An 11376-nucleotide genomic window follows, 5' to 3' on the forward strand; every position below is an offset into this window, starting at 1 on the left:
CACTGGGCGGCCACCTTCAAGGAGCGTGGTCAGGCTCTACTTCGAGACGAGGGCCTGCAGGTGGCTGGTGAGCAGCCGCACGTCACTGGCTGTGTTCTGAAGGCCGTTCCAGCGGCGTTCCTGACCATCTGAGAACCTCCACGTGCCGGAGGTCCAGGCCACGTGGTCCTCCAGCCCTCGCAAGGTGATGCGGACCTTGTCCCAGTCGACCCTGTCGAAGGGGACGTCTGCGGTGAGTCGGTCCATGACGAAGCCCATGGCCTGGATACCCACACCATGGGTCAACCTCGACTCCTTGGGGGGCTTGCCCCACGCGTCCTCGAAGAGGTTCGCCACTGGCGTCCAGAAGGACAGTAGGTGCGCCAGCATCCGTTCTTCGTCCCCGGTGCCGTCCTCGGCGTTCCGGTATTGGTACAGAGCGCCCTCGTAGATGCTGTGCTCCAGCATTCTCAGAACGCTGTTGTCCTTGATGTTGCCGTTAGGCGACGTGGGGCTGCTGATCCTTCCGCTGAAGGGACCGTCTCCCATGTTCAGAAGGACCATGATCTTCGCGGCGAGCTGGCGGCGTGCGTACGAGCGCGGCAGTTGGCCGATGGTCTCCGGCAGGAGTTCGTAGACGAGGCCCTTGGGGAGCGGCTTGGTCGAGTTGACCAAGATGAACTGCGACCGCTGCTCTTCCTGGGACGCGATGAAGCCCACGGCTGCCACGGGGAACTCTGCGAGGTCCGCGTCCCTGATGGCTGCACTGCGCTGCTGTCCATCTACGAGCCAGGCTGGTTTGTCTTCGTCGGCCAGTGACTCGTCGACCGGGATGATCAGCTCGCCGGGGATGGAGTAGTTCACGTCACCGCCGCGGACCGCTGGTTCGAACCTCACGCGCTCGTCGAATGCGAGGACCAGGGAGTTGGGAAGCATCGCTCCTTCGGACTCGAGGTAGCGGCGGATTGAGCGGATGTGGCTGAGGACCTCGGGCCGCTGGTACCCCTGCAACTGCTTCTGGCCATCGCGGCGAACGCGCGAGACGGCGGCGAAGTCATGGAGCTTCTTGCCGTCGACGGCGAAGCAGTAGATCTCCTTGGTGCCTTGGAGGATCTTGAGGGCGGGTAGCTTCAGCTCGTAGCGGTCGGCCACATCTTCTCCTGTTGGGTTACTTTGAGTGTTATGCGCGTTCTGGGTGATTATGTGAACGACAGCTTGCGCATCTTTGCTTCGAGTACCGTCATGTTATGGAATCCGCGGCGCTTGTTACGCTCGGATCCACGGAATATGACCATCTCGATCTTGTGTTCTCTGCAGAGGTCGCACGGGCAGTGCTTCCATGGCCTGTCGGCCAGGGTGGTGCTGTATCGCTCCAGTTGCTTGTCCAACTGCTTCAACTTCTTGGCATCGCCGAGGAGTTCCTGGTAGCGGCGCAAGGCGTCCAAGACGTCTGAGGCGTCTGCCGACCCCTTGTCGTAATTACGCAGCAGTTGAAGGCACTCTCGCTCGGCCTTGATTGCTTCGGATTGGGATACGACGCCGGCCAGGATCAATCGCTTGAGAGCTGGATTTCCGTCGACCTGCGGAACGCGAATCGCCGTGTAGGCTGTATCTGCGGTGTGATAGTTGTTGCGCTCATCCATAAAGGCCTGACGGAAAGCAGAAGTGCTATCGAAGCTTTCTACGTGGAATTTCGCGAATTCTTCCATGCTGTCGACGCGAGTGATTCCGAGGAGATGGAAGTCAACTCCTTCTGCGCGAACTTTCGCAATCCTCTTCAAGCACGCCATGATCTCGGGCGTCTTCAGTGGGACCATGCCGCCTAGGGCGATCCGCTTGTAGCCCATTTTCTGAAGTCGGGCAACGCTGTCGGCGTAGCTGTCCGGGCTCCAGCCCTGTGCTGCGCCGACCGGTTCGAGCTTGTCGTCTTCTTCGAGGATCTTGGAATTGCGTGATCTGACAGCAGCGATGAATTCTTCAGCCAACTCCAGCGAGATCTCTCGTCGCTTTACCCATGCAGGGTTTGCATCTTCTTCGGCGAGTTCGGGCTCATATCCGAAGATTACGTGGTCGATGCTGATTCCGGAGTTGAACTTGCAGCCGATATAGAAGTCGAGTACCTGATCAACCGTATAGGGTGGGCGTTCTTCGTCGATATAGTTGAAGGCTCCGCAGTCTCCCAGACTGCTCATTGTCTTGGGGAGCCTGAAGAAATTTCGCACGCCAAGCCGGTAGAGACGTTCACGCTGCGGTGCGCTGTACTTGCCCGCCCCCTTGACGGACCCGTCGACAATGGCCTTGCTGACCAGGATGCCGTCATACGGTGCTGGTTTGACAGCCTGATGGGCGTAGAAATCGTCCCGCTGCCGGACGCGAAACGGAGAATACTCGTCATTGAGGAAGTCATAGCTCGGACTAACCTGGTCCTGGCTGTCCGGGAAGTAGAACCTCACGGTGCGCCCATCCTTGCCTTCTGGTAAACGCGAATCAGGTAATTTGACAGGATGTTGATGTGCTTCGTGACGTTCTCCAATTCGTTCCAAGCGAAGTTAATCTCGGGCCAGCGTCCCTTGGTCCAACGGCAGTATGGTTCGACGAGAGCCAACTCGGCCATGACTTTGCTGTAGGCCTCGTCCGAGTTGATGTCTACTTCAAACATCACTCGCTCCATGACGCGGTCCATGAGTTGTCCCATTGACCGAATTCCGACGCCATGCATCAGTCGGCTCTTGTTGGGGGAGATTCCCCAGGCGTCAGGAAAGGTGTCCCGTACGGCCGTCCAGTAGACGACGAGGATCTTGCGAATAGTGCTCGTATCGATGGTTCCGCTGGACAGGTCTTTGTAAGGAAAGAGCACCCCGGAGGGTGACAGTGATGCGGTGATCGCCTGAAGCAGGCTGTTGTCCTTAACGACAGTCTCAGATTTCCTACTAGCTGTCGTCGACGCTTGTTTAATAAGGCCCTTAAAGGGGGAGTCGCCATCCTGGCTTAGTGCATTGACCAAGATCGCCGGAAGCTTTCGAGACGAGAGCTTGGTGGGAAGTTGAGTGTTCACTTCCGGAAGGAGTTCGGAGACCAAGTCGCTGGGAAGCGGTGAGACTGTGTTCACCCGCAAAAATTGCTCGCGCTGGACATGTAGATCTTCGGAAACGAACCCAGCCACCGTGATAGGCAACTTGGCATTCCGAGTACGCGCGAGAGCCAGGCTGCGCTGCTGGCCATCAACGATCAGAGCCGGACGCGGAGCCTCGCGCGATTCTGGCAGCGGGATCTCAAGCATCCCAATGGTTGCAAGGCCGTCGCTAGGGTTCGGGCCGCGGCTTCCCCTGAAACGCACTGAGGATGGAAGCGCGAGGATGAGTCCGTTCGGAAACAGCACCTCGTCCCCGTCCAGATACTCCAAGATCTGCTTTACGTGCTGCTTCTTCTCGGGGCGCTGGTAGCCGAGGAGCTTTCCGGCCTCATCGCGTGAGATCCGCGCAACGTCAGCTACGAGGTCGACTTCTCCGGCTTCCAAGGCAAAAAGGTACAAGGGGATGTCGGGGTGCTGATTGATCCGCAGAGCTCTGCGTGTGATGAGGTTCTCGGTCACTGATCCCCCATGGTTCGCTTGAACAAGGTGGCAAACCTGCTCTGTTCACATGCTCGGCCGCTGTCGCGCAGGGTCCGCAACAGCCGCGTCCGTGAGATGCCCGGCTGAGCCCCCGTCTCCTGCCTAATGAAGGCGATGACCTCTGCATCGGTCATGGGCTGACGGTTGAGTTGTTCCGGCCTCGGTACACCCGACGCCCATTCGTGCCAGGCGGAACTGGTGGTCTCAGAGGTCAGTCGGCTGTCCTCGCAGTGCTGGAGCCAGGAAGCGGCCATGCGGACATTGAGGCTCGTGAGGGTTCCGCCGAGCACGAGTCGTAGCCCTGCATCGGAGGAGACTCTTCGGATGCCGGGGATCTCTTCGACACCGCCTACCAGCAGCGCCTCGCTCGCAACGGCACCTAGAGCTCGGAGTTCGGCTTCCATTGCCTTCGCGTAGACCTCGGACAGAACCATCAAGATTGGCCCGCTTTTTCCGAGTTCTTGCAATGTTGTGCGACTTTGTCCCTCTTGCAGGTGCTTCCACCACTGGGCGCTTCCATCCGCAGAGGTGGCTACCGAGTCAGCGTGTCGCGTGCTGAATGTCGCCGCGTATGCCGGGGCCGGCTCGGATGCTGGCCGAAGGCCGAGGCCGGCGGACGCGACCCATAGCCGTGCGTCGAAACCAGCCTTGGCGGCCGTAGCGACGAGGCGACGCGACTGTGTCCAGTGGTCGCCGCAGTAGAGCCTGTCGAGTGGATGGGTAGCGGAGGCGTCCGCGACGCGCCCCTTCCAGATGGTCGAGCGTTCCTCCACGGTCCCAACTGGCAGGGACCTTGCGTGCAGTGAGGCTTCCGGCGCTACAGCCTTACGGTCCGTACATGTGACCACAAGTGAAAGTTGCCTCACGCGGCTCGGCTCCCGACGCTCATAACTACCAGTCTGTTGTCGTTACTCTACCTGTCACTTTTCGCGTAGGCTGCCGCAGTACACACGGAGCTAACTAGGAGCAGGCATGGCGGAGCGTCCCGCGATCGTTCTACTGAGTGGCGGACTGGACTCGACGACCGTTCTGGCGATCGCGAAGGACCAGGGCTACACGCCGTACGCGCTGAGCTTCCGCTACGGGCAGCGGCACAGTGTGGAGCTTGAGGCGGCGAAGCGCGTGGCTGCGGCACAGGGGGTCGCTCGCCACGTGATCGCGGACATCGACCTGCGAGTTTTCGGCGGATCCGCGCTCACGTCGGACATCGACGTTCCGAAGCACGAGTCCCTGGACGACGCCGCGGACAAGGACACCGGCAGCAGCGTCCCCGTTACGTACGTCCCCGCACGCAACACGATCTTCCTCTCCTTCGCCCTCGCCTATGCGGAGACGGTTGGGGCGAGCGACATCTTCACCGGAGTGACCGCGGTCGACTACAGCGGCTACCCGGACTGCCGGCCCGAGTACATGGAGGCCTACGAGCGCATGGCCAACCTGGCCACCCGCGCCGGGGTCGAGGGCACGCAGAGTCTCAAGCTCCACTCGCCGCTCATCGCCATGTCGAAGGCCGACATCGTCCGTGAGGGCCTGCGCCTCGGCGTGGACTACTCCCTCACCTCCTCTTGCTACGACCCGGACGAGCAGGGGCGGGCATGCGGACATTGCGAGACCTGCCTGCTCCGCCTCAAGGGCTTCGCCGAGGCCGGCGTCACCGACCCCGTGCAGTACCAGGGCGCGTGAGAATGACCTACCTGGTCAAGGAGATCTTCTACACCCTGCAAGGCGAAGGGAGTCACGCAGGCCGTCCAGCCGTCTTCTGCCGCTTCTCCCGTTGCAATCTGTGGACGGGCCTGGAGAAGGATCGTCACCGTGCGATCTGCCAGTTCTGCGACACAGATTTCGTCGGAACCGACGGGGAAGGCGGCGGCCGGTTCCGGACCCCGGACGACCTCGCTCAAGCCATTGAGCAGGCATGGCCGTCGTCGTCCAGGGAGCACCGCTTCGTGGTGTGCACCGGCGGCGAACCGCTCCTGCAACTCGACGAAGCGGCGATCGACGCCCTGCACGCCCGCGGCTTCGAGGTGGCCGTCGAGACGAACGGCACCCGCGTACCGCCGAAGGGCATCGACTGGCTCTGCGTCAGCCCCAAGATCGGCTCCGAACTCGTCGTGACCAGCGGAGACGAACTGAAGCTGGTCTACCCCCAACTGGGCGGCGACCCCCGTCAGTTCGAGCACCTGGACTTCCAGTTCTTCCGGCTCCAGCCCATGGACGGCCCGGACGTTGAAGCCAACACCAGGGCGACTGTCGACTACTGCATGAAGAACCCGCGCTGGATCCTCTCTCTCCAGACGCACAAGTATCTGGGAATTCAGTAATGGAAATCTTCCGCGAGTTCACCTTCGAAGCTGCACATCGCCTGCCCAACGTGCCCGAGGGCCACAAGTGCGCGCGCCTGCACGGCCACTCCTACAAGGTCATCGTCCATGTCGAGGCTCCCGTCGACTCCGAGGCGGGCTGGGTCATGGACTTCGGCGACCTCAAGAAGGCCTTCAAGCCCCTCGAAGCGCAGCTCGACCACTACTACCTCAACGACATTGAGGGCCTGGAGAACCCGACGAGCGAGGTCCTCGCCCGCTGGATCTGGGAGCGGCTGAAGCCGACCCTGCCCGACCTCTCCGCGCTCACCGTCCGCGAGACGTGCACGTCCGGCTGCACCTATCGGGGCGAGTGAGCGATGCACGACATCCAAAACGAGACCGACACCCGGGGCATCGAGATCGACGAGGTTGGCATCAGCGGCCTGCGGTACCCGCTGTACTTCGAGGACGGCCATCTTCGCCAGGAGGGCATCGCCGAGATCGAAGTGACCGTACGGCTCCAGCATGACCGCCGTGGCACCCACATGAGCCGCATGGTGGCTCTCGCCCACGAGCACCTTCGCCGGTTCGACCCGCGCAGGCTGCCGCATGTCCTGAAAGTCGGTGCGGACCTCCTGGATGCACCGGCGCTCGCGGTGTCGGTAGCCGTCCCGTTGAGCACGACGGTGATCGCGCCTGCGACTTGCGCCGAGTCGTTCCAGGTTCACGATGTCCGGTTCGACGGCCGTTGGGACGACGGAGACGCGACGGTGATCACCTCGGTTACCACCGAGGTCACCAGTCTGTGCCCGTGCTCGAAAGCGATCTCTGACTACGGCGCCCACAACCAGCGCAGCCGCGTGACGCTGTCCGTGACGGGGCACGGGGACAGTCCCTATCCCTTTGGGGTGCAGCAGGCCGTACGGCTGTTGGAGCAGTGCGCGTCCGCTCCGGTGGTGCCTTTGGTCAAGCGTCCCGATGAACGCGTTCTGACGATGCAGGCGTACGACCACCCGTTGTTCGTTGAGGACATGGCGCGCGACGTCAGCCAGGCCTGCCGTGATCGAGGCTTGGTCCACTCAGTGCGCGTACGCAACCTTGAGAGCATCCACAGCCACGACGCTGTCGCCTGCATCTCCGGGTCCGGATACTGAGACTGCTGTTCCACCAACTAGACGAGCCCTGTACCCACAGGCTATGGGTACAGGGCTCGTGTCGATATTCAGTACCGATGTCGAGATGCCCGGCCTAATCTCTCTGCCAGCGCGCTGACTTGGAGGTTGGCTCGCGTGGCAAGTTTCGCGGGCTTCTTGTAGCAGGTCAGGGCGGCGGCCATGGTCAGGCCTCGGCTCTGCCTGTCGTTGCGGGCCACGCACGGGATCTTGAGACCACGAGCAGCCGATGGCAGGCTCGTGCCGCATGATCGATGAATTCGCGAAGGACAACCTGCACGGGAGACTGCGGCGGGACCGCAAGGCGCTGCTCTGGAAACTCGACGGCTTGTCCGAGTACGACGCCCGCCGGCCTCTGACAGCGACCGGGACCAACCTCCTCGGCCTGGTCAAACACGTGGCCACCGTCGAGGCCAGGTACTTCGGCGAGGTCTTCGACCGCCCTTCCCCGGAACCGCTGCCCCGGTGGCAGGACTCCGACGGCAGCGATTTGTGGGCGACCGAGGACGAGACCCGCGATCAGATCATCGGGTTCTACCGGCGCACGTGGGAACACTCGGACGCGACGATCAACGAGCTTCCCCTCGACGCCCCCGGCCACGTGCCGTGGTGGCCGGAGCCTTATCCCAACACGAACCTGTTCGCCATCCTGGTCCATGTCCTCGGCGAGTCCATCCGGCATGCCGGGCACGCCGATATCCTGCGCGAGGGCCTCGACGGCCGGACCGGGGTGCGCGCCGAGAACGAGCAGCAGATCGACGAGGAAGCCCGTGCAGCCTACTGCGCGAAGATCGAGCAGGCCGCCAGGTCGGCCGCACCGATCAAGGCGTAGAGGTAGTCTCACGTGACTTGATGTTCGAGCGGCATGATGCCGGCCGTGGGTGCTGATCCATCGAAGCGTCTGGTTCCTGATGAACTCTGGGAACTGGCCGCCCCGTTGCTGCTGTCGTTTCCTGCCCGTCCGCAAGGTGGTGGGACCGCTCCGTGTGACGAGCGGGCCGTGTTCACCGCAGTGGTGTACGCGCTGACCAGCGGCTGTGCCTGGCGGCATCTGCCGCCGACGTTCGGCACGTCGCCCGCCACCGCGCATCGCCGCTTCACGGTATGGACCGAGGCCAGCCTGTGGCGTCGGCTGCAAACTCTGCGAGGACAAGGCGTACTTCTCCGCCGAACACCTGGCCTGGCTGCGCGAGCGCGGGCTCGTCGCGCGCATCGCGCGGCCCGGCATCGAGTCCGGCGAACGCCTCGGTCGGCACCGATGGAAGATCGAACGGTCGATCGCTTGCTTCGGCTATCGCCTCCTCACCGTCCGATACGAACGAAAGGGCTCGCACTTCCTCGGCCTGGCCGCCGCCCCGACCTGCTACAAGAAACTCGCGAAACTTGCCACGCCCGAGCCGAGGGGACTGCTGCCTACGCAGACGCTGACGGTCAATTGAACACGTTCACAGACGACACGCATAACCTAGGAACGATTGCGGCCGCTCCCGTCCGCGCTTGACCGGTTACCACAGTGTGGATGGGCTGCCATCAGGCTCCAGGCCATGGGGCCAGAGGTCTATGAAATGGGGCCATCGATCGCTGATGTCATCGTATAGCCAATGGAGCGCCTCAACATTGCCTGAATCAACCACTTTTAGAATGGTTTGCTCGGCGCCTCTATGGGATACGCCTCGCTCCTGCAATTCGTAGAGCCAATTCCGGAGCGCGGGTTGACCTTCGCTGATAGTCGACAGAATATCTCGTTCGACATGTACAAGCGTTTCCTTGATGGTGCTGCGGGCGTCGGCAACTTCTCGGAGCCACTCGGCTCCCTTACTGTCGCCGATCTGTGCTCGCCACCGTGCCAGTAAGACAAGCACGTTGGCATAACCCCCGTCTTGGTACTGGTCAGATGGCCAGTCGGCGTTCTCTAGGGTCTCGACTTCCTTTCGCCATTCGGCTAGGTGTTTCAGGTATTGCGTGTCGCCCGCGTCGACGTGTTGTTGATAGCGGCGCAGGATCCCCTGTACGGCCCCGTACACATCCAATCTTTGAGATAAGGCCTCGAGGGCATCCCTGTCACCTGTATCAGCGGCTCGCCAATACAGCTCCTCGGCGCCCTCAATATCCAAGTCCATATCCCTCGCGTGGGCCACCAAGGTCATAGCGCGCGTGTCGCCTGCATCCATGGCCTGTTCGTACAACCGATGGGAGCGTTCGGGGTTGAGTACCTCCAGGAACCAGGCGAGTTCCGTGATGGCAGGAACGTGTCTTGATTCGACGGCTCGTTGGAGTAGTTGATAAGCCCAGCGGGTGCGATAGCGATGATGGGCACCATCAGCAATCTTGACCAGATCCACGGGATCGAAGTGGTCGTGGGCTGCCTGCCAGAACGATTCAGGGGGGCATAGAAGCCTGCGTTCATAGCGTCCGTGCTGTTCGAGGTAGTCCGCGAGCCGGTAAGTCGGCGTGGAGGGGTACGTCTGGGAGTAGGGCTTAGAACTTCCTTGGGAACGATGGCGGTTGCGGCGCAAGGGAGCCAGATTGCCGTGTACGGGTCGCGTGTTGTCCACGAGGGCTTGTTCCAGCCAGTTGTCGCTAAGGCAATCGTATTCATCGTCGCTGAGATAACTCTCTGCAGCGTGCTCCAAAAAGCCAACCGGTATCTGCGGGCCGACACCGAGACGGCGAGCATCCATGGCCGCATGCAGAAGCGCCCGGGCCGACGGCGAGGCTGACTGGTAGCGGCGTAGTAGTTCGGGAGCTCCGGCCAAGAATTGCGTCATCTTTCCGTCGCGTACATGTTGCAGCGCATGGGAGAGTTGGTGATCACCGGCCGCGGCGAAATCCTGCGCATCCTTGATCGCAGTGTCATCGAAGCTATCCGGGAGTGCGATCAGCCGTCCGGAGAGCAGCGCGCGGGCATGCGCATATGGATCGGTCCGCCCGGGTTCCGGGAGGGCTGTATAGGTGTTGGCGTACTCCGGCCACAATGTACCCAGAACAAGGACTGGCACCCGCTTCGGGTCGATCAGGAGACTGTGGATCGCCGAGGCAATACGCTCTCCCAGCCCGCCGCTGGCACCGAAGTAGTGCTGAGCTTCATTGAGCCACACCACCGTGCGGTGCCCGGCACGCTCGATGTCAGCGAGCGCCGCCTCAGCACGCGTGGGATCGAACGGATGCCACAGCCTCCACCCTTGCGCAGCCAGTGGCTGAACGGCCTCCCAACAGGCCCGTGTCTTGCCTGTCGATGAGGAACCGACCAGTACCGCCATCCGACTGTGTCCCATGCCGACTTCGGAGACCAGAGCAGCTAGCTCATCATCGTGAGGACGAGGCACGTACGTAGGCAGTCTCGCCGACCATCGGCGCCCGCCCCCACTACTGGGGGCAGGGGCATCAGCAGCGGGATGGACCTCGAGGTCGTGCGGATCCCAATCCGTAATCGGCCGACCCAGTTCTTCCGCTCCGGTTACCTCATGTTCCCCCGCGCTGGCCGCAGGCGTGGAGGGCGTAGTGCGAGTCTGAGTCGCTATATCGACTAGATGCAGTAGATGGTCCGTGTCGAGCGCCAAGGCGCAGGCAAGTGCGCTGATGGTCGCGCCGCTCGGCGGAGGCGCGGAGAAGCTGAAGGCCTGGCTTACTACGGTGCGTCCAAGACCGCTACGGGCCCTCACCTGTTCCATGGTCAGGCGCTTCTTCAAGCGACCCGCTTTGAGGAGGCGGCGCAACTCGGCGAGTGCCGCCTCGGCCGTGATCGCTGTCTGCGCCTCGGGTTTCTGCTGGTCGTCCATGAGGTCCCGGCTCCGTTCTCCGGTGCTTTCGTTCGTCTTTGTTCGTCATCGTTCACGGTGAACGTTGGCGAACACCGTGTCCGCCACCTTCTGGTCGACAGCGACTTCCGCTGCGCTGGTTGAAAGGATGGTAGGCCGTGTCTGACAGGGCTGTTCTGCTCGTGATGGGCTGTGTTCTCGCGGTGCTGATCGCGGCGCTGGTGGGGGCTGCAGCGTGCTATCTGGCACGTCGGGGCGAGGCCTCGTACCCGACGGCACTCTCCACGGCGGGAGTCGCGTTCGCGAGCACATTGGGCGTGATGGCTGCGGTCGTGCAAGCAGTGACGGCTCTGAGCGCCCACTGAGGTCAGCCGTAGCATCGATCGCTGCGTGGCCTGTTCGGTATCGCCCAGGTGCGCAACCTCTCGCGTGCCGACTTTATGGGCATCCGGGAGGTGTGAGGTGCCCCGAAGTTTCCGGACAGGGACCCAATAGGATCTCTACGTAAGGAAACGAGAGGCAAGACGTGGCACCACCCAGTAAGTACTCGC

At 62.2% G+C, this 11376-nt stretch carries 11 protein-coding genes and 1 pseudogene; 7 read left to right on the plus strand and 5 right to left on the minus strand.

What is annotated here, in order from left to right; all coding sequences use genetic code 11:
* Positions 1-36: 36 nt before the first annotated feature.
* From dbpB (ACZ3TS_RS37320) to ACZ3TS_RS37335, 4 genes are read right to left on the minus strand one after another with little or no spacing between them, the layout of a single operon-like run.
* Complete coding sequence (gene dbpB / locus ACZ3TS_RS37320; protein ID WP_467626396.1) at positions 37-1131, minus strand: DGQHR domain-containing protein DpdB; 1095 nt, start codon at positions 1129-1131, stop codon at positions 37-39.
* A 47-nt stretch (positions 1132-1178) separates the two neighbouring features.
* Complete coding sequence (gene dpdA / locus ACZ3TS_RS37325) at positions 1179-2432, minus strand: tRNA-guanine transglycosylase DpdA (RefSeq protein WP_467626398.1); 1254 nt, start codon at positions 2430-2432, stop codon at positions 1179-1181.
* Positions 2429-3571, minus strand: a complete 1143-nt coding sequence (dbpB, locus tag ACZ3TS_RS37330; RefSeq protein ID WP_467626399.1) for a DGQHR domain-containing protein DpdB — start codon at positions 3569-3571, stop codon at positions 2429-2431. Before dbpB (ACZ3TS_RS37330) ends, dpdA begins: the two co-directional genes overlap by 4 nt.
* Entirely contained in the window at positions 3568-4365 is a 798-nt protein-coding gene (locus ACZ3TS_RS37335) for a hypothetical protein (protein WP_467626401.1), read from the minus strand. The genes dbpB (ACZ3TS_RS37330) and ACZ3TS_RS37335 overlap by 4 nt, the downstream gene beginning before the upstream one ends.
* A gap of 199 nt (positions 4366-4564) precedes the next feature.
* Between ACZ3TS_RS37335 and queC the strand changes: the two genes are divergently transcribed.
* The 6 genes and pseudogenes from queC (at position 4565) to ACZ3TS_RS37365 (ending at position 8506) form a co-directional block, all read left to right on the plus strand.
* Entirely contained in the window at positions 4565-5275 is a 711-nt protein-coding gene (queC, locus tag ACZ3TS_RS37340) for a 7-cyano-7-deazaguanine synthase QueC (protein ID WP_467626402.1), read from the plus strand.
* 2 nt (positions 5276-5277) lie between these two features.
* Complete coding sequence (gene queE / locus ACZ3TS_RS37345; protein WP_467626403.1) at positions 5278-5913, plus strand: 7-carboxy-7-deazaguanine synthase; 636 nt, start codon at positions 5278-5280, stop codon at positions 5911-5913.
* Positions 5913-6269: a 6-carboxytetrahydropterin synthase QueD gene (queD, locus tag ACZ3TS_RS37350; RefSeq protein WP_467626404.1), complete on the plus strand. Its 357-nt coding sequence runs from the start codon at positions 5913-5915 to the stop codon at positions 6267-6269. The genes queE and queD overlap by 1 nt, the downstream gene beginning before the upstream one ends.
* Positions 6270-6272: 3 nt before the next feature.
* Entirely contained in the window at positions 6273-7049 is a 777-nt protein-coding gene (locus ACZ3TS_RS37355; RefSeq protein ID WP_467626406.1) for a GTP cyclohydrolase, FolE2/MptA family, read from the plus strand.
* 265 nt (positions 7050-7314) lie between these two features.
* A complete protein-coding gene (locus ACZ3TS_RS37360; protein ID WP_467626407.1) occupies positions 7315-7899 on the plus strand; it encodes a DinB family protein in 585 nt (194 codons plus the stop codon).
* Between the two features lie 36 nt (positions 7900-7935).
* Positions 7936-8506, plus strand: a pseudogene (locus tag ACZ3TS_RS37365) (transposase).
* A gap of 66 nt (positions 8507-8572) precedes the next feature.
* Here ACZ3TS_RS37365 and ACZ3TS_RS37370 read toward each other — a convergent pair.
* Positions 8573-10846, minus strand: coding sequence for a hypothetical protein (locus ACZ3TS_RS37370; RefSeq protein ID WP_467626408.1), 2274 nt, complete (start codon positions 10844-10846; stop codon positions 8573-8575).
* Positions 10847-10983: 137 nt separating this feature from the next.
* Between ACZ3TS_RS37370 and ACZ3TS_RS37375 the strand changes: the two genes are divergently transcribed.
* Entirely contained in the window at positions 10984-11190 is a 207-nt protein-coding gene (locus ACZ3TS_RS37375; RefSeq protein WP_467626409.1) for a hypothetical protein, read from the plus strand.
* Positions 11191-11376: the final 186 nt, after the last annotated feature.

It is taken from the genome of Streptomyces sp. NPDC022910, assembly GCF_055561075.1.

Bases quoted from the DNA above. Each gene is read 5' to 3' on its own strand.
- queC (WP_467626402.1), top strand. From the start codon at position 4,565: ATGGCGGAGCGTCCCGCGATCGTTCTACTGAGTGGCGGACTGGACTCG.
- queE (WP_467626403.1), top strand. From the start codon at position 5,278: ATGACCTACCTGGTCAAGGAGATCTTCTACACCCTGCAAGGCGAAGGG.
- queD (WP_467626404.1), top strand. From the start codon at position 5,913: ATGGAAATCTTCCGCGAGTTCACCTTCGAAGCTGCACATCGCCTGCCC.
- ACZ3TS_RS37355 (WP_467626406.1), top strand. From the start codon at position 6,273: ATGCACGACATCCAAAACGAGACCGACACCCGGGGCATCGAGATCGAC.
- ACZ3TS_RS37360 (WP_467626407.1), top strand. From the start codon at position 7,315: ATGATCGATGAATTCGCGAAGGACAACCTGCACGGGAGACTGCGGCGG.
- ACZ3TS_RS37370 (WP_467626408.1), bottom strand. From the start codon at position 10,846: ATGGACGACCAGCAGAAACCCGAGGCGCAGACAGCGATCACGGCCGAG.